This window comes from Amycolatopsis sp. NPDC003731, assembly GCF_053586895.1.
This window is the reverse complement of sequence record NZ_JBSFNC010000015.1, coordinates 63711-84031: the sequence shown is the minus strand read 5'-3', so window position 1 is coordinate 84031 and position 20321 is coordinate 63711. Positions and strand designations below refer to the sequence as shown.

The window sequence follows — 20321 nt, the reverse complement described above, 5'->3', positions numbered from 1 at the left end:
GTTCACTCGAACGAGTGGCCAGACGGTTGACATACTGGCGGTATCCGAAAGCGAGGAGAACCCGTGCCGACCAGCGCATCCGACCGTCTCCAGGCCCTGCTCGGGACGCCGGCCGAAGTGGACGACGGCTACCTCGACCTGCTCGGCGCCGCGCACCAGGCCGGCCCGCCGACCGGTCTCACTCAGCGCCTGATGCGCACCACCCTGCTCCCGCAGGTCTACGAACGCTACTGGCGCCCCGCCCTCGGCCGCGCGCTCAAGGGCCCGCTCGGGCCGAGCATGACGGGCGAAATCAGGATCGCCACGGAACTCCTCCGGCTGAAACCCGGCCACACCGCGCTGGACGTCGCCTGCGGGACCGGCCGGTTCACCCGCGCGTTCGGCGCGGCCGTCGGCCCGGACGGACTCGCGATCGGCCTCGACGGCGCCCGCACCATGCTCGCCAAGGCCGTCGCCGAGGGCGGCCCGGACACCGTCGCCTACCTGCGCGCCGACGCCGTGCACCTTCCGCTGAAACCGTCCACAGTAGACGGCATTTGCTGCTTCGCCGCGCTGCACATGTTCGCCGAGCAGGAGACCGCCCTGGACTCCTTCGCGCGCGTAGTGAAACCAGGCGGCCGGATTGTGCTGCTGACCAGCGCCCGCCGCGGCTGGCAACCCGCGCGTCTGATCGAGACGGCCGGCGGGATCGTGAGCGGCCAGAAGATGTTCGACCGTGGCGAAATCGCGGCGAGCCTCCGTGCCCGCGGCTTCACGGAGCTCACCGAACGGTACGCCGGCGTCACGCAGATCGTCGCGGGCCGAGCACCGCAAAATGTCGGAGGTCCCGGTTAGCATCGCCTCAGTGTCAGGGTGTTGTTGCCGCTGTTGCGGTGGTTGGGATCCTGGCCGGTGACCTGGCTCGTAGCGTCGCTGCCGCCCGTGGGTTGGCGATCATGCGTTGTGCCGGTCACCGGTGAGCCAGGGCCGACCGGCGTGACTTGATAGGAGCGTGGCAGCGCCCCACTGAGGTGTGTCCGCCGGCCGGCCCAGCCGTCCCTTCGAGCTGGAAGGAGACCATCCCCATGGTGGTGATGCTGGGTATCGATGTCCATAAAGACACCCACACCGCGGTCGCGGTCGAGCAGGTCGGACGCAAACTCGACCAGAAGACGATGCTGGCGACGGATGCCGGTCACCGGCAGCTGCTGCGCTGGGCACTGCGGAACTGGCCGGACACCGAGCTGGTGTTCGCGGTGGAAGACTGCCGGCACGTGTCGACCCGGCTGGAACGGGCGCTGCTGGCCGCGGGACAGACCGTGGTCCGGGTACCGCCGAAACTGATGGCCGGGGCCCGCTCCTCGGCCCGCACGCGCGGAAAGTCCGACCCGATCGACGCACTGGCCATCGCCCGGGCCGCGCTGCGCGAACCGAACCTGCCGGCCGCCACACACGACAGCGTCTCCCGCGAGGTCAAACTGCTCGTCGACCTCCGCGAAGACCTGGTCAACACTCGCACCCAGATGCAGAACCGGCTGCGCTGGCACCTGCAGGAACTCGACCCCGAACTCGACCCCACCGCCCGCGGCCTGAACCGGCTCTGCGAACTCGACCGGCTCACCGCATGGCTGGCCCAGCAGCCGGCATCGATCGTGGTGCGCGTCGCCGCCGAACTGGTCACCGACATCCGGGCACTCACCGTGCGCGCCAACGCGCTGGAGCGGGAACTCGCCCAGCGGATGGCGCACGTCGCACCCCGCCTGCTCGCCATACCCGGCTGTGGTGCGCTGACCGCGGCGAAAATCGTCGGTGAAACCGCCAACGTGACCCGGTTCCGCTCCGAAGCCTGCTTCGCCATGCACGCCGGCGTCGCCCCCATCCCCACCTCCTCCGGCAAGACCAACCGACACCGGCTGGCCCGCGGCGGCAACCGGCAACTCAACGCCGCACTGCACCGCATCGCCGTCACCCAGACCCGCCTGAACGGTCCCGGCCGCGACTACATCCACCGCCGACGAACCACCGCAGACACCACCATGGAAGCACTCCGCGCCCTCAAACGACGCCTCGCCCGCATCGTCTACAACACCCTCCACCACGACACAACCCAGCAACCAACCACGCCCCCCGCAGCGGCTTGACATAGGAGCAACCCATGACCGACACCGCCCCCGTCCCGCCCGACGACAGCTACCTGCGTTCCCTGGTCGAGGCCACCGCCGACGCCGTCGCGGCCGCCGAACCGCTGTCCTCGCCGCACACCGGCGCGGACGAGGCGACGCGGGCCGAAGTGACCGCCGCGGTCGAACGCAGCTCACCCGATCTGGTGGCGTTGAGCCAAGATCTGCACACCCACCCCGAGGAGGGGTTCACCGAGCACCGGTCGGTCCGCGCCCTGGCCGACCTCCTGCAGCGTCACGGCCACGAAGCCACGGTCGGCGTCGGCGGGCTCGACACCGCGCTGCGCGTCAGCACGCGACAGCAACAAGGCCCGCACATCGCGATCCTCGCCGAGTACGACGCGCTGCCCGGGCTGGGCCACGCCTGCGGCCACAACGTCATCTGCACCACCGCCGCGGGCGGGTTCCTCGGCGCCGCGACCGTCGCCGAGCGGCTCGGCGGGCGCGTCAGCCTGATCGGCACACCGGCCGAGGAAGGCGGGGGCGGCAAGGAGATCCTGGCCCGCGCCGGCGTGTTCGACGACGTCGACGCGGTGATCATGCTGCACCCGTTCAGTCACGACATCGCCCTGCACCCGTTCCTCGGGCGGCGTCAGCTGGAGATGGTCTTCCACGGCGTCGGCGCACACGCGAGCGCCCAGCCGTTCATGGGCCGCAACGCGCTCGACGCCGCCGTCGCCGCATACCAAGGTGTCTCGGCGCTGCGCCAGCAGCTCCCGCAGAGCGACCGCGTTCACGGCGTGTTCACCGACGGCGGCGCCCGGCCCAACGTCATCCCGGCCCGGGCCGCGCTGCTGTTCTACCTCCGGTCCCAGTCCCCGGAAACCCTGCGCGACCTCGCCGCCCGCATGACGTCGATCGCCGAAGGCGCCGCGGCGATGACCGGCTGCGGCGTCGAGCTGATCTGGGACGCCCAGCCGGCCTACCTGCCCATCCGGTTCAACACCGCGCTCGCCGGGCGCTGGTCGGCCAACCAGGTGATCACCGGCCGCAAGCCACTCCCACCGGGCATCGTGCCGGAGTCGCTCACCGGCTCCACCGACCTCGGCAACCTCTCCTACCGCGTCCCGGCGCTGCACCCGATGCTGGCGATCGCGGGGCCCACGGTTGCGTTGCACACCAAGGAGTTCGCGGCCGCGGCCGGGTCCGAGACGGGCGACCAGGGAGTCCGCGACGGCGCGCTGGGGCTGGCTCTGACCGCCGCCGACTACCTCGGCGACGCCGAGCTGCGCAAGGCCGTGCACGACGAGTTCGAAGCGGCGGGAGGTGCCCTGGACGTCCCGTCGTTCTTCGTCTGACGCCTGAGGATTACCTGAGTTTTCTCAGCTGATTCTTCTCAGCAAAGCCTGAGGTATTTCCACAGGCTGCTCACAAGCACGGGCGCGAATCTGGTGCCATGACCGAGAACGAGAGTCGGCCCGGCCCCGCCTCAACCGGTGGGCACCAGCCGCACCAGAGCACCCAGCAGTACGGGCCGTACGCGCAGTACGCCTACCAGCAGCAGGCCGCGCCGAATCCGCTCTTCACCCCGCAGCCGCCGCCGGGCTCCCAGGCGCCCACGGCGCTGAAGGCCAAGCCGCGCAAGGGTGGCCGGGTCGCGATGTTCGTCAGCGCGACCGCGCTCGGCGCCGCGCTGGTCGGCGGCGTCGGCGGCGCCGCGATCGTCGGGCTCACGACGACCTCGGCGGACGGCGCGACGACGTCGGTCAGCACGCCGGCGGCGAACGGGCAGACGGTCGCGAACTCGACCTCCGGCGACGTCAGCGCGGTCGCGGCGAAGGTGACGCCGAGCGTCGTCCAGATCAACGTCACGACCGCCCAGGGCGAGGCCATCGGCTCCGGCGTCATCCTCACCTCGAACGGCCGGATCCTGACCAACGCGCACGTCGTCGACGGCGCCCAGAACGTCGTCATCACCACCTCCGACGGCAAGAAGTACCAGGCCAGCGTGGTCGGCGCGGACACCAAGGCGGACATCGCCGTGGTCCAGGCCCAGAACGCCAGCGGCCTGACCGCGGCCGGCCTGGGCGACTCGAGCAAGCTCGTCGTCGGCCAGTCGGTGGTCGCGATCGGCTCGCCGGGCGGCCTGCAGAACACCGTCACCACCGGCATCGTCAGCGCGCTGAACCGGAACCTGTCCGACATCGGGCAGGGCGAGCAGCAGCGCTCGCCGTTCAGCCGCACGTCGAACCAGAGCGAAGACTCACCCAGCTACACCGCGATCCAGACCGACGCCGCGATCAACCAGGGCAACTCCGGTGGCGCGCTGGTCGACACCCAGGGCAACGTGATCGGCATCAACTCGGCGCTCTACAGCCCCTCGGCCTCGGCCAACGGTGCGGCGGGCAGCGTCGGGATCGGGTTCGCCATCCCGATCAACGACGCCAAGAAGATCGTCGACCAGATCGTGAACAACTAGGACGCGGACGGGCCGTGGTCGGGGCGGCCCGTCCCCCCGCTTCGGGGAGCGGGAGAACACCGCGAAGGCCGTTTCGAGAGTCAATCGGGGGCTCTCGAAACGGCCTTCGCGCTGCTCAGAGCGTGTAGGTGAGGGTGAAGAGGTGGTTCTTCTCCTCGTCGATCTCGATGCTCGCCATCCCGGCGATCCCGGCGAGTTCGCCGAAGCCCGAGCCGGTGAGGATCTTCAGCGCCAGGCCGGAGTCGTCGGCCGAGTGATGCAGGACGAAGCCGCCCTTGCGGCCGTCGACCGAGACCTCGAGACGTTCGAAGGCGACGTACGCGCGCGAAGTCGCGTTGGACGCCGAAAGCATCTCGACGGTGCTGGTCCCCTCGACCGCGCCGGTGAACGTCTTGCCGATCGCCACCCGGGCGAACTCGGTGCCCCCGGCCTCGTCGGTCGCCCGCGGTTCCCACTTGTCGAGGACGAACGACGCGGCGGCAGTGCTGGTCATGGCTGATTTCCTTTCGAAGGTGGCACCAGCCTGGCAGCCATACCTGACAGCTTGCGTCAGGTTTTGTCAGCGCCTCCGGTTGCCGAACAGCCCGCGCGTGATCTCCCGGCCCAGCGCGCTCGCCGCGGACCGCATGAACGACTTCACGGCCGGGTTCTTCATGGCGGACTCGATGAAGCCGGGCTCGTCCTTCTCGGGCGCAGGTGCCGGCGCCTCGGGCGCGGGAGCCGGCGCGGCCTCAGGGGCGGCGGCGACCTTCGCGGCCAGCTTCTCGTAGGCCGACTCCCGGTCGATCGTCTCGGCGTACTTCGCGTGCAGGTCCGACGAAGACACCGCAGCGGCAATCGCCTCGTCGCCGATCGAGCCCATCTTCGACCGCGGCGCCCGCAGCCGCGTCCACGCCACCGGCGTCGGCGCACCGCGCTCCGACAGCACCGTGACGACGGCCTCGCCGATGCCCAGCGACGTCAACGCCGTGTCGAGCTCGTAGAACTTCGTCTTCGGGTAGGTCTTCACCGTCTTGGCCAGCGCCGCCTGGTCGTCCGGGGTGAACGCCCGCAGCGCGTGCTGGATCCGCGCGCCGAGCTGCGAAAGCACGGCGTTCGGGATGTCCGTGGGCAGCTGCGTGCAGAAGAACACGCCGACGCCCTTCGACCGGATCAGCTTCACGGTCTGCTCGATGCGCTCGAGGAACGCCTTCGACGCGTCGGCGAAGAGCAGGTGGGCCTCGTCGAAGAAGAACACGAGCTTCGGCTGGTCGAGATCGCCCTCCTCGGGCAGTTCCTCGAACAGCTCGGCCAGCAGCCACATCAGGAACGTCGAGAACAGCGCCGGCTTCGACTGCAGGTTGTCCAGCTCCAGCAGCGTGACGACGCCCTTGCCGTCGCGAGCGCGCATGAGGTCGTGCACGTCCAGTTCGGGCTCGCCGAAGAAGTCCTCCCCGCCCTGCGCCTCCAGATTGGACAGCGCGCGCAGGATCACCCCGGCCGTCGCCGCCGAGACCCCGCCGATCCCCTTGAGGTCCGCCTTGCCCTCGTCACTGGTCAGGTGCGTGATCACCGACCGGAGGTCCTTCGTGTCCAGCAACGCCAAGCCGCGCTGGTCGGCCCAGTGGAAGATCAGCCCGAGCGTGGACTCCTGCGTCTCGTTGAGCCCCAGCACCTTGGACAGCAGCACCGGCCCGAAACTGGTGATCGTCGCCCGGATCGGCGAGCCCTTCCCGCCGGTGCCCAGCGACAGGAACTGCACCGGGAACGCCGCGCCCGCCCAGTCGTCGCCGAGTTCCTGCGCACGCTTGGTGACCTTGTCGTTCGCCTCGCCGGCCGCAGCCAGTCCGGACAGGTCGCCCTTGACGTCGGCGAGCACCACCGGCACCCCGGCCGCCGACAGCTGCTCCGAGATCAGCTGCAACGTCTTCGTCTTGCCGGTCCCGGTCGCGCCGGCGACCAGCCCGTGCCGGTTCAGCGTCGCCAACGGCAGGCGCACGGCCGCGGCCGTGTCCACCTGCCCGTCGATCACCACCGCACCCAGCTCCAGCGCGGCACCCTCACTCGCATATCCGGCGGCGATCTCACTCGCCGGCGACGCCTGCTCGGTCACTCGCAGCTCCCCGATCGTGTGTCCTGGACCACACCGGGAGCGTAACGCGCCGTACGCGCAGGTAACGCCCTTCGCATCCCCGTGTCGGGTTAGGGTCACCAGGTGACCGACCGCCTAGTCTGGATCGACTGCGAAATGACGGGGCTCGACCTCGGCAAGGAAGCGTTGATCGAAATCGCCGCCCTCGTCACCGACGCGGAGCTGAACGTGCTCGGCGACGGAGTCGACATCGTCATCCACGCCGACGAGGAAAAGCTCGCCGGGATGCCCGAAGTCGTCCGCGAGATGCACGCCCACTCCGGCCTCACCGAAGAAGTCCGCCGCTCCACGGTGACCCTCGAAGAAGCCGAACGCCGCGTCCTCGACTACATCCGCGAGCACGTCCCCGAGCCGGGCACCGCGCCCCTCGCCGGCAACTCCATCGCCACCGACCGCGGCTTCATCTCCCGCGACATGCCCGCGCTCGACGCCCACCTGCACTACCGCATGGTCGACGTCTCCTCCGTCAAGGAACTCGTCCGCCGCTGGTACCCGCGCATCTACTACGCCAAGCCGGAGAAGGGCCTCGCCCACCGGGCCCTCGCCGACATCCGCGAATCCATCGGCGAACTCGACTACTACCGGCGCGTCGCCTTCGTCCCCCAGCCCGGCCCCACCAGCGAAGAAGCCAAGGCCGCCGCCGCTGAAGTGCAGGAACACCACCAGAGGTGACCCGGTGAAAAGCGGTCGAGGGCACCCGCTACGATTACTGCCAGCGAGGTGATCGCAAGCGGATCCCCTCGGCGATGGTGGGCGTAGCTCAGCTGGTAGAGCACCTGGTTGTGGTCCAGGAGGTCGCGGGTTCGAAACCCGTCGCTCACCCCATCACCCCAGTTTGGATCTTCGGTCCGAGCTGGGGTTTTGTGTTCGGCCGTCCGTGGCAACGCTCACGACCGGATGGCTCAGCGTGCGAGCGGCCGAATGCCGGTGCACGGTGTTCTGGTGGCACGTTCAGCACCGAAGATCCGGGGTCGTAAGAAGAAGCTGCGGTACGAGGACATCACCGTCGTCGACCGGTCGTTGCTCAAGCGGGCGGTGGGGGCCGCCGCGCTCGGCAACGCCATGGAGTGGTTCGACTTCGGCGTTTACGCCTACATCGCCGACACCATCGCCGAGGTGTTCTTCCCGGCCAGCGTGTCTCCCGGCGTCCGGCTGATCGGGACGTTCGGCGCCTTCACCGCCGCCTTCCTGATGCGGCCGCTCGGCGGGCTCGTGTTCGGGCCGCTCGGGGACCGGATCGGGCGGCAGAAGGTGCTCGCCGTCACCATGATCATGATGGCCATCGGCACCCTGTGCATCGGGCTGATCCCGTCGTACAGCTCGATCGGCGTCTGGTCGCCCATCCTCCTGGTGCTCGCGCGGATGGTGCAGGGCTTCTCCACCGGGGGCGAGTACGGCGGCGCCACCACCTTCATCGCCGAGTACTCACCCGACAAGCGGCGAGGGTTCATGGGGTCCTGGCTGGAGTTCGGGACGCTGTCCGGGTACGTGCTGGGCGCGTCCGTCGTCACCGGGATGAAGGCCTGGGTGCCGCACGAGACGTTGCTCGACTGGGGGTGGCGGGTTCCGTTCCTGGTGGCCGGCCCGCTGGGGATCATCGGGCTCTACATGCGGCTGAAGCTGGAGGAGACGCCCGCGTTCCAGAAGCACGCCGAGGAGGCCGAGAAGCGGGGACGGTCCGGGGAGCCCTTCTGGAAGATGTTCACCGAGTACTGGCCCGCGCTGCTCATCTGCGTCGGCCTGGTCCTCGTGTTCAACGTCACCGACTACATGCTGCTGTCCTACATGCCGACGTACCTGTCGGAGCAGCTGCACCTCGACGCCACCCACGGGCTGCTGCTGATCATCGTCGTCATGGTCGTGATGATGCTCATCATCATGGTCGGCGGCCGGATCACCGACCACGTCGGCCGCAAGCCGGTGATGATGGCCGGCTGCCTCGGGTTCCTCGTGCTGTCCTGGCCGCTGATGCTGCTCGTCCACGACGGCGGGCTCGTGCTCACGTTCCTCGGGCTGATGGGGCTGGGCCTGCTGCTGCTCTGCTTCGAGGTGTCGATGCCCGCGGCGCTGCCCGCGCTGTTCCCGACGGCGATCCGGTACGGCGCGCTGTCCATCGCATTCAACATCTCGGTGTCGCTCTTCGGCGGCACGACCCCGCTGGTGATGCAGTCGCTGATCTCCGCCACCGGCCACGACTTCTGGCCGGCCTGGTACCTGATGGCGGCGGGCGCGATCGGCGCGGTCGCGGTGTACTTCAGCCGTGAGACGGCGAACAAGCCGCTGTGGGGCTCGGGGCCCGCGGTGTCGACCGAGGCCGAGGCGCGGGAGCTGGTCCGCGGCTCGGGCTAGTTCGCCGCCGTCCGCCACTCGTCCCAGGACAGTTGCCAGAAGCTCCAGCCGTCGGTCGGTTCGAGCTTCGGGCCGCCGCTGTTCCGGACGGTGACGATGTCGCCCTTCTTGGAGGTGTCCATCAGCCACTTCGTGTTCTCGGTGGACAGGTTCAGGCAGCCGTGGCTGACGTTGCTGTGGCCCTGCTGCCGCACCGACCAGGGCGCGGAGTGGTAGAAGATGCCGCTCCAGGACAGGCGGACCGCGTACTGCACGAAGGTGCTGTAGCCGCCGGGCGCGTCCTCGGGGACGCCGTAGGTGGCGGAGTTCATCGTGTAGCCGGTGTGCTCGCTCATGACGGTATAGGTGCCCTGCGGCGTGTTGTGGCCGGGCTTGCCCATGGAGGTCGGCATGGTCTTGACCTCCTTGTCGTTGATCGTGACCGTCATCTGGTGGGTCTGGCCGTCGGCGACGGCGACGAGCTTGTCGCCGACGGTCGCGCTGGCTCCCTTGTCCTCCCGGCCGTAGCTGCCGTTCCCGAGCGGCTTGCCGTAGACGGCGGCGTCGACCTTGATCTTGGTGCCGCTCTTCCAGTACTCCTTCGGCCGCCAGGTGACCTGCTTGTCGCCGAACCAGCGGAAGGCGCCCTCGGTGGCCGGCTCCGCGGTGACCTTCAGCGCCTTCTCGGCCGCGGCCTTGTCGGCGACGTTGCCGGTGAAGGTGAAGATCAGCGGCATCCCGACCCCGACGGTCTCGCCCTCGCCGAGGTTCACCGAGACGCCGAGCTGCCGGGCGGGCTTGACGGTGCTGAAGGACGACTCCTGCGTCACCGGTTTGCCGTCGGAGCCGGTGGCGGTCGCGGTCAGCTGGTAGGTCTTGTTGTAGCCGAGCGGCTCCGAGGAGTCCCACCCGGACCCATCGGCCCGCGCCTTGCCGGCGACGACCTTGCCATCGGCCCCGGTGAGCTTGACCTCCCCGACCTTCCCGTCCTGGACGGTGACGCTCACCGGCTCCCCGGGTGCGACGTCCTTCGCATCCTTGGCGGGCGTAAGGCTGAGCACGGCGGGCTTCGGCGCAGGCTTGCTCTGGCTCGACGGCGGCGCTGTCTCCCGGGGAGGTTCACCCGAAGGAGTACTGCTGCACCCGGCCAGTCCGACCACCCCGGCGACCACCAGCAGCCGCACCGTCACACCCCGCATGCCCACCCGCCTGTTTCGCCGTCGATGTCCGACTACAGTGTGCCCGACCAGCCGCGACGCCGGGGCAGCTATGCCGGAACCGGCTTGGGGGACCCCCCTGAAACAGCCTCGGAGAGGGGTGCTAATCTTTTCCACGTCGCCGAGGGAAGCCTCCGGCAGACACCGGCGCCATTAGCTCAATTGGCAGAGCAGCTGGCTCTTAACCAGCGGGTTCGGGGTTCGAGTCCCTGATGGCGCACCCCACTGAATCAAAGCCCACCTGCGGGTTCCTCTCTCATGAGGATCTTGCCGGTGGGCTTTGGTCATGGTGAGGCCGACGTGGGGCCGAAGGAGGCCGTGCCGGTCGGCCGTTGTTCTTGGCCTTCTCGACCTCGACGGTGAGCACGTGGGTGGCGCCGGCCCGTGCGAGGAGCGTCTCCAGCGCGTCCTCGCCCAGCTCGGTGGAAGGCACGAGGAACGGCCGCCAGGCCGAGCAGGCAGGCCACGATCAGCGCCACGGTGCGCGGCGACTTGGCCGCGTGCAGAGCGACCCGGCTGCCTCCGGGCGCGGGCAGCGCGTCGATGGCGTGGTAGGCGGACATGGCCATGGCGCGAGCTGGGCGTAGGTGGCACGCGCGAATCGGTGGAACTCCCCCGAGCAAAGGTTTTTCGGCCGCTGGACCGCGAGGCGCGGTCCACTCAAGTCAGCTTGGCCAGGCGGTGTTTGTGGACAGTCCAGTGAGGACAGTCGGCACTTGGGTGCACGAACTGCACACACAATCGGACGGGGCTTTTCGGAGTTTGCGTAGGTAAGTTGTTACGCCTGTCCGGCTTGCCTCGTTCGAACCGGGCTTCGAGGGCGGGTGTCTCCACGCCGCGCAGCCGGGTGACCCAGGCCTCGCCGGGCCCGTGACGGTAAAACTGCGGAACCGGTTTCGCCGAAAATGTGCCATTCTGTCCCGATGGGGAGAACAGGGCCGCTCGGCTTTCTCGGTGCCGACGTACTGGTCAAGCTGCTCGGGGCGCTCTGCCTGCGGCCACGGCTCGGGGACCGGCCGCGGAAACTCGACGAACAATGCCACTGGGGCGAATACCAGGACGAACGGTCCGAACGGCGGGGCCTGCCGATGGTGTGCCTCGTGCGGCCCGCCGAAAGCGGGGACGTGCTCGCCGCCGTCGCGGAACGCCTCAAGACCGCGAAACCGCAGGGCAGCATCCGGTACGCGCGGCCGGAGCTCACCGCGCACGAAGGGCGGGACGAAGCCGGGCCCGCGACCGCCGACTCCGTCACCGTCGTGCGGGACATCCTGCGGGACGCCCGGAAAGCACTCGGCGACAGCGCGACCGCGCACACCAGCCGGCTTCCCTTCCCGCTCTTCGACCTCGTCTACTGGCTGATGCTGCAGGACCACGACGGCCGCGAGGATCCCGACGGGGTGCTGCGGCGGGCCATCCGGCGGATCAGCCTCGCCGAGCGGTTCAGCTCCTCCGCCGAGGACGCCGTCAAGCAGCTGCCCGAAAACCAGGGCGTCTGGAAGGTCTTTTCGCTGCTCGTGCGCGGGCTCACCCTGCTGACCTTCCGGATCGCCGTCACCGGGCGGGTGCCGCTGCTCTCCGGGCGGTACCGGTGGTTCCTGCGGCAACCGCACCTGGCGCCGGAGATGTCCGGCAGCTTCGTCCGGTTCGCCCGGCGGCTCACCGAAGGGCAGTGGCAGGAAGAGGCCCCCGAATACGTCTGCCGCCTGCTGCTCAACGCCTTCCTCGAGGACCTGCGGCGGGCTTACCGGCTGCGGCCGTGGCGGGTGTGGCGGCGGCGCCGGATGACCTACCCCGTGCTGCTGCTGGACGAGGTGAGCGTCGGCAACGGCGGCTACCGGCTCCTGGAGCTGGTCAACTCCGTCCGCAACCAGGTCGGGCGGTTCGACCCGCTGCTGGTGGTCAGCGCCAGCCCCGCGCCGCCGCCGGACGCCGAGCCGACGCCGCACCGGCCGCAGTTCCAGGCCGCGCAGGCGCGCGCTGCGTACGTGGCCTGGCAGAACCAGCTCGAACGCGACCGGCGGGAGCGCCGGCCGACCGCGTGGTACCTGCCGGTCGGGGTCCAGCCGCCCGGGGACGACGACGAGCCGAAGGTCCGGCAGATGCTGCAGACCCTCGGCAGTGACTACCGGTTCCGCAAGCAGGTCCGGCCGCCGTGGTGGGCGAGCCGGTGGACGCGGATCGGCGTGCCGGTCGTCCTCGTCGCCCTCGTCGCCGGGTTCGTCGCCTACGACCGGCACGACACCTGGGCCGAGCACTGCGGCTCCGACAACCCCTGGCTGACCTGGACGGGCACCGAGTGCGTCGGCGCCACGGACGGCTCCCAGGACGTCTTCCAGCCGTCGGACGCGACGATCCGGCAGGTCGAGGCGGTCGTGCTGGACCAGAACCACCGCGCGGAACGGCTGCACGAAGCCCACCCGGAACGGCCGTACATCACCCTCGTCGTGCTGGAGGCGCTGACCTCGTCCAACAACCTCGCGGAGGGGCTGACCACCGAACGCGAATCCCTCGAAGGGTTCGCGGTCGCGCAGCTGCGGCAGCTCAACGCGCCGGGCTCGGCCGACCCGATCGTCCGGTTGCTCATCGCCAACGCGGGCCGCAACATGCGCGAAGGCGTGCGGGTGGCGAACCAGCTGCGGCAGCAGGCCGAGCAGGACAAGAGCATCGTCGGGGTGGTCGGGCTGGACCTGAGCAGCGCGCCGACCCAGCGGACCATCGCCGCCCTGACCAACGCCGGGCTGCCGATGGTCGCCTCGACGCTGTCCGCGGACCCGCTGGCCGACCTGAATCCGATGTACTTCCAGGTGACACCGCAGAACCGGCGCGAGGCCGCGGTGGCGGCCGGGTTCGCCGAGCAGCTGCCGGGTCCGCGCGTGGTGCGCGTCTACTACTCCGACGACGACGCCGACGTGTACAGCACCAACCTTCGCGACGACGTCCTGAAGTCGTTCCGCGACAAGGGTTTCCAGGCCGACGCGCGGGCGTTCACCCCGGACGGCGGCCTCGGCGGGCCCCCGTCGCACGTGCGGTACGGCGAGACGTTGCTGGGCAACGCCGGCGCGGCGGGCCGGGACACCTGTTCGTTCGACGGCCTGGCGTTCTTCGCCGGCCGGGGCGTGCCCGACTTCGGCCAGTTCCTCAGCAGCGCCGCGCAGTGCGGCAGCCGGGCGACGGTGATCGGCGACGACGACGTCACGCGGTTCGTCGCCGACCAGGGCGAACGGCAGCGCAACCGCGCACTGCCCTACTACTACCTGTCGTTCGCCACCTCGCCGGTCACCGAGCCGAGCGGCGCCGCGCTGGACTTCTACAAGACGCTGGACGAGACGCTGTTCCCGTTCGAGCAGACGCCGGAGGGCCGCTCGTACGACGGCCACGCCGCGCTCGCCTACGACGCCGCGCAGGTGATGATCGTCGCGGCGGCGTACCTGCGCGAGACGGCGGCCGAGATCCCGGTGACGCCGGGCGCGATCTGGCGCGAGATCACCGCCATCCACACCTCGCGCCCGGGGGTCGAGCAGGTCAACAAGTACCTCGAAGGCGTCACCGGCACGATCGACTACGGCGGCGACATCGGCCGGAACGTGCCGCAGAACAAGCCGGTCGCGGTGATGGGCGTGTCGGGCGGCGAAGTCGACAAGTCGGTGCACGGCTTCTGCGGCGCCGCCGACGGGCCGACGTCCGACACCTGGTGCCCGCCCGACCCCTGATCGGCGGGGTCGGACGGGCCGTCGCGCCGGAACCCTGCCTGCGGAGGCGGCCTGCACCGGGTCACCGCTTCGCGCTGCCGAACCCGCCAAGGTGAGTAAAACTCACTTTCATGTCCGAACTGAGAGTTTTCAGCCTGCTCGCCCGGATCGGGCTGACCTGCTACGCGGCGGTGCACCTCATCGTCGCGTGGCTGGCCGTGCAGGTGGCGCTCGGTGACAACGAGCGCGCCGACAAGGCGGGCGCACTGCAGATCGTCGCCTCCGAGGGAGGCGCGTGGCTGCTGTGGCTGGTCGCCGCCGGCACCGGGGTGCTCGCCCTCTGGCAGCTCGCCGAGGCGATCACCGGCCACCGGCACGTGGAACCCCGGCGGCGGTGGGTGCGACGCTCGGTCAGCGGGGTCGAAGTGGTGCTGTACGGCCTCGTCGCCTACAGCGCGGGCAAGACGGCGATGGGCGCGTCCGGCAAGGCGGGCTCGGTGGTCGCGAGCGTGCTGAGCCGGCCGTGGGGCGCGGTCGCGGTGATCGCGGCCGGCGTCGTGGTCATCGCGGTCGCGGCGTGGCTGGCCTACCGCGGCGCGCGGAAGAAGTTCCTCCGCGACCTCGACTTCGGCGGCGCCTCCCCCACCGTGCGCACGTCGACCACCCGCCTCGGCCAGATCGGCTGGTGCGCGGTGGGCGTCCTCTACGCCACGGTGGGGGCGATGTTCGTCCTGGCGGCCGTCCGCTACGACCCCGCCAAAGCCGGCGGCCTGGACCCGGCGTTAAAGACCCTGGCCGTGCAGCCGTACGGGCAGGCGTTGCTGCTGACCCTCGCGGCGGGGATCGCCGTGTTCGGCGTGTTCGCGCTGCTGGAGGCCCGGTTCCGCCGGCTGTGAACGTCACTGCGGGACGGTCATGGCGCAGTGGCGGGCGGTCTGCGTCCACTCGGAGCCGACCACCCCGCGGAAGGCCGCGTTGATCCCGGCGAACATCGCGTGGTCGTGTTCACCTGCCACAGCAGGAAATCGTCGGGACCGGTGGCGACCAGTCGGCGCCGGTGACGCGGCCGCTGTCCCGGACGTCGGCGCGGTTGTCCGAGACAGGAATGATTACCGGTGCAGGTGCTGGGTCCAGTCTTCGGGCACACGGCCGGCGGGCCCGGGCACGGCCTGGCTGAGCGGCCGGTGTTCGGGCGCGGCGAGCGCCGGGCCGGATTCGTAGAGGACCTCGTCGGTGTAGTCCCAGAACCAGGCTTCGCCGGGCTCGAAGCTGCGCGCCATCCGGTGCCCGCTGGCGGCGGCGTGGGCACTGGCGTGCTGGGCGGGCGAGGAATCGCAGCAGCCGATGTGCCCGCATTCGGCACAGCGGCGCAGGTGGAACCACCAGCCCGGCGGGTTCGCGCTGTCGCAGTCCGCGCAGCCGGTGCCGCTGGGCGGAACCGCGGGGTTGATGCCTTCCATGCGAACTCCTCTGCTCGTGACGACACTGCCCACCTTATGTGCGGTGGAGCCGGCGGGGCCGCGGCGGCCGGAACCTCGCCGGGCCGGCTCTAGCCGATCTCGAGTCTGCGGTCATGGCTGCCCTGTTCTTCGAACACCCAAGGATCCGGGTACTCCGGCTGCTCGATCACCGGATGCAGAACGAGCCGGAGCAGCGCCACGGGGTCGCGGCTGTGCAGCAGCGCGTCCCGGGCGTTCCGGTAGGCGTCGTGTTCGGCCAGACGCTGGGGCGGCTCGCCGTCGGGCAGTTTCGCCAATCGCCCGAGCATGGCACGCAGACACGCCATGCGGACTTCCACCTCGTGCGCGAGCTCCGGCTGGCCCGACGTGATGTCGTGGGCTTCATCCAGCACCTGCAGCGCCTCCTCCGGTGCCTGCGTGGCCCTGAAGACGGACGCGGACAACTGGCAGAGGGTGGCCAGCGCACGGGCGGGCTCGTCCGCCTTCCGGAATTTGGCCACCGCGTCCGTCAGCGCCGCGACCGCTGCGGGCTCGGGAGAAACCCCGGCTTCGTTCTCCTTCGCGATGGCGGCGTTCATCCATTCGTTCCCCGCGACGTACAACTCGGCGGACCGGGCCCAGGCCGCTGCCGCCTCGGCGTTGTTTCCCAGCTCGCTCAACGCGGCGGCGAATTCGAAGTGGGCGGCAGCCCGGTCGTCGACGCTACCGGCCCGATCGGCCAGATCGGCGGCGCGGCGCAGGGTGACCGCCGCCTCTTCCGGCTCGCCGACGTCGACGAGCAGTTTTCCCAGGTTGACCAGGGGCCGGATGGCGCCGGCCGCCGTGGGATCGCTCAGTTCGACCGCCATTCGCGAGTATTCGACGGCCTTTTCCTTGTCTTCGAGCTGGAAGGCGATGCCCGCGCACAACAAGCAGCACCCGACCTGCTCGCCGGAGACGTCGTGGACCCGGGCCAATGCCACGCTCTCCTGCGCCCAGCCGAGCGCCGAGGATCGGTGCTGGGCGCTCGATCTCAGGTCCACCGCCGCGCCCTTGGCCGCTCGCACGGCCTTCTTCGGCTCCCCGAGGGCCAGGTGGACCTTCACCAGCTCGGTGGTCGTGGCGTCCACCCCGGCGAGATCGAACTCGGCCTGGTAGATCGCCCGCAGGTTCTCGCCGATGTCCAACGCCGTGCTCCACCACTCACCGGTCACCGCCGCCGTGAGCGCCGCGTGAGCCCTGGTCGGGTCGACCTCGAGTTCCGGGTCGCCGCCCGTCCGCCCGACGATCGCGGTGAGCTGGTCGGCCAGGTACCGGGCCACGCGTCGCTGGTAGTCGGCGATGTCGCTGCTCGCGTCCTCCTTCGCCGACCGTTCGCGCATGGCCAGCCGGATCAGCGGCGTCATCCGGAACCGCATCGGGCCGTTCGGGCCACGCGCGCACCGCGCCAGGCTGGCGTCCACGACTCGGTGCAGGGCCAGCGAAGTGCGGTCCTCGAAGTCGTCGAGCCCGGCCGCCATCTCCTCGGCGTCGCTCACGGCGCCGAAGCCGATCACAGGTACCGGGCGGCACGCCGGGCGAGCCGTTTGAGATCCTTGTAGGTGAAGACGATCGCGGCGCGAACCGCTCGGTCACCGGCTTGCAACAGGTCGAGCCGGGTGCGTTCGGCGGCCAGCAGTCGCGCGATCTCATCCGGTGGGAGCTCGGGATCACCGAGGCGGGCCGCGATGAGACGCAACGCGAGAGGCAGGTCGTCGCAGAGTTCGGCCAGCCGGTCGAGGAGGTCTTCCGTGATGTCGGAGGCGTAGCTGTCCAGGAGCTCGACCGACGCCTTCCGGTCCAGGGCGGGAACCCGGACCGTGCGCTCGGTGAAGCTCTGCACTCGCTGACGCGACGTGATCAGGGTGGCCTGCGGGCCGCCGGCCCGGATGATCGGTGCGACGTGGTCGGCGTCCCTGGCGTTGTCGAGGACGAGCAGGGTTTTCGTCCGGCGAAGGGCCGCGGCCAGCCGTTCGTAGAGTGCTTCGTCTTCGCGGAGGTCGGCGACCATCCGCTCGCCCAGCGCATCCAGGAGGATCCGCGCGGCGGTCCGCGCACTGCGGCGGCTTTCCGGGGTCATGCCGTACAGATCGAGGTACAGCACCGTGTCGAAGTCTTCCGACACCTGGTGGGCCTGGTGCACGGCCACCGCCGACGTGCCCGTCCCCGGCGCACCGAAGAGCCAGACGACGGAGGCGACCGGCACGGCTTCGAGCAGCCGGTCGCGTCCGCAGAACCGCTGATCGACCGGTGGGAGCACGCACATCTGCCGCGCGGCCGGCGTCAACCGGCGACCGCGTTCGTCGAGTTTCGTGTGGAAGGTTTCCAGCTGCGCCTTCTCCGCCACGACGAATTCGCGAGAGGTCGACCGGACCGGCGCGGTGAAGCCCTCGAGCAAGCGCTGCCCGGTCGCACCACCGCGCACCGTGGCGGCGACCTGCTCGGCGAGCGCGGCCGGCAGAGAGAACCGGCCGGCTTCGATCGCCTCGGACAGGTGGTCGCGGAAGCGGTCGAGCGCGAGTGCGGCGGTCCCGTCGTCGTCCCTGGTCCAGTGGCGCACTGCTTCGTCGTGGTTCTCCGCTCCGCGGAGGACGAGCGCGGCCTGCAGCCCGTGCCGGCGTGCCCGCTCGGCGAAGGCGGGATCACCGAACTCTTCGAGCAGCGCCTCGACCGTCTGGCCGTGGCGTGACGCCCGGCCCAGCAGGTGGTCGTCGATCGCGCTCAGCAGGCCGACTGTCGTGTCGGAAAGCTCCGCCGCTCCCGGTGCGTGCGGGCGGCGCCGGGAGGAGAGGAGCTTCAGCAGGCGTTCGGCGATGACGGGCAGCGCATCGTCGAGGACTTCCGTCCCGGCGAGTTCCCCGGGGAGCTTCGCCGTGGCGTCGAGCAAAACGGAAACCACGAGGTGGCTGTCCGGATCGCGCCGGACGAGGTCGGCGGCGACTTCGACCGATGGCCGGATTTCTCCGAGGCCGGCTTCGGAGACGAGCACGACCGTCACGGCGGAGGCACGGTGTTGCTGCTCGAACTCCTGCCGCGGGGTGTCCGGAGCCAAGACGACGCTGCCGCACACGCGGCTGCGCGGCTGCAGCAGTTCCGTCAGGCGCTGGGCAGCGGGCGCGTCGGGCCTGCGGCAGACGATGAAGAAGTCCCATCCGGCTCTCGCGGAAACCCGGGCCGGCTTGCCGGTCACCTTGTCCCAGCGGTCGACCCAATAGGCCGGATCGCGCGCCTCGGCGGGCAGTTCGCGGAACAGCGCGGACCTCCGCGCGCGCGGGCTGTGGGTCAGGCACGCCTCGACGAAGACCAGCACCGTGCGGCGTCGCGGCTCGGTCCTGGCGCCGAGCAGGTTGCTGATCGTGCCCTTGCTGAGCAGGGCGCCCTTCCGGTCGGCGGAGTCGACCAGATCCTGGTAGCCCGGCGATCCGACGGCCTCGTACAAGAGCCGCAACACGTCGTGGCCGCTTTCCGCCCGCACCGGCGCTCCCCCGCTTCGTTCAGTTCGTTCAGTTCAGGACAGCTGCCGCAGGTTGAACACCGGGGAGGTGACGCTGTCCTGGCCGCAATCCCCGTCTGGAGGAGAACGATGCTGATCACCCTGCTCGATCTCGTGGCCGCATGGCCGTGGCTGGCACCGATCACCGCGCTGGCCCGCGCCGGATCGGCCTTGCTCGGTCTCGGTGCGGCGGTTCACCGGACCATTCGCTGCCGTCGCCACTGCCGTTACGAGCAGCCGCCGGTCAGCGTGGCGCCGCCGTCTGCACCAGGACGTCGAGAGTCGGCTGGAAGTCCGTCCAGTGGAATTCGTCGACCGAGCCGTAGACCGCGTAGTCGTGGTCGTTCGCGCGCCAGTACCGGCCGAGCGCATGGCGCTGGACGCCCGCCTTCGTCGTGAACCGGAACTCCCACACGACATCGCCGGAGGCGAGCTCGTCGAGGCGGAGCCGCTCGTACTCCTTGCGGATGGTGGGCGTGTTCCGCTCCAGCTCCACCACCGCGTCCCGCAGCGACAGCACCGGCGTCGGGCTTCCGCTGTACCGGATGATCGAGCCGGACCCGTCCGGAGCGTCGGCCTCGTCGGTCGTCGCGAACGCGCCCCGCTGCACCGACCAGTCGGCCGGGATGCTGACCGACACGCCCGCCGGGCCGGTCACCCGCTGGTAGCCGTCGGGCACCGCGCCCGGGGAGTACGACATCGACGTCGCCGAAGAGGTTTCCGTCGTGGACGCCGTCGTCGGTGTCGGCGTCTCGGTCAAGACGTACGTGGGAGCGTAAGTCGGGGCGTAGCTGGAGTAGGCGCCCGCGCCGCTTCCGGCCCCCAGGACTTGACTGTTCGCGTCGGACCGCGGTGCGGGCCGGTAGGTCACCGCGGAAACCACGATGACCGCCGTCACCGCGGCGAACGCGGTCACGGCAGCGCCGATCACGACCTTCACCCGGCTGGTGCTCTTCGCCCCTCCGGACGCTGGTAGCGGCTCCTCGACCGCACCGGACGGCTCGGGCGGGATCGCCGCGATCGGTTCCGTGGGCGGGCCGCCAGGCTGGAACTCCGCGTATTCCGGGCGTTCCGTCGATTCGGCGGGAGCCCGCGCCGGGCCCCACAACGAACTCCGCGCGGGCGACTCGTTCCCGGGGTCGTCGAAAACCGGAGATCCGTTCACTTCGGGCACCTTTCACCTCGGCGGCCGCGCGGGGTGAGCGTTTCTCAATCGAGACTTCCCGGGCGCGCCATCACCCGACACAATCGCATCCGGCTCGCGTTCTGTTTCGGGTTCCGCGAACTCCGCGATGGTGAGGAATGACGATCATGCCGGCATCCTGCCTTTCCTGTGGCGCACCGCTGAGCACGACGGACACCGATTGCCCGGCGTGCGGCGGCCGCCCGGTCGCGCCCACGGGGCGA

At 70.2% G+C, this 20321-nt stretch carries 15 protein-coding genes and 2 tRNA genes; 10 read left to right on the top strand and 7 right to left on the bottom strand.

Features of this window, described 5'->3' with window-relative positions; translation table 11 throughout:
* Window positions 1-63 precede the first annotated feature (63 nt).
* The 4 genes from ACWDN5_RS09335 (at window position 64) to ACWDN5_RS09320 (ending at window position 4578) form a co-directional block, all read left to right on the top strand.
* Window positions 64-834 (top strand): class I SAM-dependent methyltransferase, encoded by a 771-nt coding sequence (locus tag ACWDN5_RS09335; RefSeq protein ID WP_449675764.1) that lies wholly within the window; start codon window positions 64-66, stop codon window positions 832-834.
* Between the two features lie 230 nt (window positions 835-1064).
* On the top strand, window positions 1065-2120 hold the full coding sequence (locus ACWDN5_RS09330; RefSeq protein ID WP_449675762.1) for an IS110 family transposase: 1056 nt from the start codon (window positions 1065-1067) through the stop codon (window positions 2118-2120).
* Window positions 2121-2134: 14 nt separating this feature from the next.
* Complete coding sequence (locus ACWDN5_RS09325) at window positions 2135-3457, top strand: M20 family metallopeptidase (protein WP_449675760.1); 1323 nt, start codon at window positions 2135-2137, stop codon at window positions 3455-3457.
* A 98-nt stretch (window positions 3458-3555) separates the two neighbouring features.
* Window positions 3556-4578: a S1C family serine protease gene (locus ACWDN5_RS09320; protein ID WP_449675758.1), complete on the top strand. Its 1023-nt coding sequence runs from the start codon at window positions 3556-3558 to the stop codon at window positions 4576-4578.
* Window positions 4579-4693: 115 nt separating this feature from the next.
* Here ACWDN5_RS09320 and ACWDN5_RS09315 read toward each other — a convergent pair whose 3' ends face one another.
* Window positions 4694-5071, bottom strand: a complete 378-nt coding sequence (locus ACWDN5_RS09315; protein ID WP_449675756.1) for a DUF3224 domain-containing protein — start codon at window positions 5069-5071, stop codon at window positions 4694-4696.
* Window positions 5072-5137: 66 nt separating this feature from the next.
* Window positions 5138-6670, bottom strand: a complete 1533-nt coding sequence (locus ACWDN5_RS09310) for a helicase HerA-like domain-containing protein (protein ID WP_449675754.1) — start codon at window positions 6668-6670, stop codon at window positions 5138-5140.
* A gap of 102 nt (window positions 6671-6772) precedes the next feature.
* Between ACWDN5_RS09310 and orn the strand changes: the two genes are divergently transcribed.
* The 3 genes from orn to proP all read left to right on the top strand — a co-directional run bounded on the left by orn (window position 6773) and on the right by proP (window position 9058).
* On the top strand, window positions 6773-7381 hold the full coding sequence (gene orn / locus ACWDN5_RS09305; protein ID WP_310971174.1) for an oligoribonuclease: 609 nt from the start codon (window positions 6773-6775) through the stop codon (window positions 7379-7381).
* 77 nt (window positions 7382-7458) lie between these two features.
* Window positions 7459-7534: transfer RNA gene (locus ACWDN5_RS09300), tRNA-His, on the top strand.
* A 96-nt stretch (window positions 7535-7630) separates the two neighbouring features.
* Window positions 7631-9058: a glycine betaine/L-proline transporter ProP gene (gene proP, locus ACWDN5_RS09295; protein WP_449675752.1), complete on the top strand. Its 1428-nt coding sequence runs from the start codon at window positions 7631-7633 to the stop codon at window positions 9056-9058.
* Here the strand turns inward: proP and ACWDN5_RS09290 are convergent.
* Window positions 9055-10236 carry an Ig-like domain-containing protein gene (locus tag ACWDN5_RS09290; RefSeq protein WP_449675750.1) on the bottom strand — a complete coding sequence of 394 codons (1182 nt, stop codon included), beginning with the start codon at window positions 10234-10236 and terminating at the stop codon, window positions 9055-9057. The two genes, proP and ACWDN5_RS09290, sit on opposite strands and share 4 nt — an antisense overlap.
* A 165-nt stretch (window positions 10237-10401) precedes the next feature.
* Between ACWDN5_RS09290 and ACWDN5_RS09285 the strand changes: the two genes are divergently transcribed.
* The 3 genes from ACWDN5_RS09285 (at window position 10402) to ACWDN5_RS09275 (ending at window position 14839) form a co-directional block, all read left to right on the top strand.
* Window positions 10402-10474, top strand: a tRNA-Lys gene (locus ACWDN5_RS09285).
* Between the two features lie 703 nt (window positions 10475-11177).
* A complete protein-coding gene (locus ACWDN5_RS09280; RefSeq protein ID WP_449675748.1) occupies window positions 11178-13964 on the top strand; it encodes an ABC transporter substrate-binding protein in 2787 nt (928 codons plus the stop codon).
* A gap of 110 nt (window positions 13965-14074) precedes the next feature.
* Complete coding sequence (locus ACWDN5_RS09275) at window positions 14075-14839, top strand: DUF1206 domain-containing protein (protein ID WP_310971170.1); 765 nt, start codon at window positions 14075-14077, stop codon at window positions 14837-14839.
* Window positions 14840-15052: 213 nt separating this feature from the next.
* Here the strand turns inward: ACWDN5_RS09275 and ACWDN5_RS09270 are convergent, their stop codons facing one another.
* From ACWDN5_RS09270 to ACWDN5_RS09255, 4 genes are all read right to left on the bottom strand, one after another.
* Complete coding sequence (locus ACWDN5_RS09270; protein WP_310971159.1) at window positions 15053-15403, bottom strand: UBP-type zinc finger domain-containing protein; 351 nt, start codon at window positions 15401-15403, stop codon at window positions 15053-15055.
* A gap of 89 nt (window positions 15404-15492) precedes the next feature.
* The gene (locus tag ACWDN5_RS09265) at window positions 15493-16920 is read right to left on the bottom strand and encodes a hypothetical protein (protein WP_449675745.1); all 1428 of its coding nucleotides are present in this window, start codon (window positions 16918-16920) and stop codon (window positions 15493-15495) included.
* 14 nt (window positions 16921-16934) lie between these two features.
* Window positions 16935-18896 carry an NB-ARC domain-containing protein gene (locus ACWDN5_RS09260; RefSeq protein ID WP_449675744.1) on the bottom strand — a complete coding sequence of 654 codons (1962 nt, stop codon included), beginning with the start codon at window positions 18894-18896 and terminating at the stop codon, window positions 16935-16937.
* 262 nt (window positions 18897-19158) lie between these two features.
* Window positions 19159-20079, bottom strand: a complete 921-nt coding sequence (locus tag ACWDN5_RS09255) for a hypothetical protein (RefSeq protein WP_449675742.1) — start codon at window positions 20077-20079, stop codon at window positions 19159-19161.
* Between the last annotated feature and the right edge of the window lie 242 nt (window positions 20080-20321).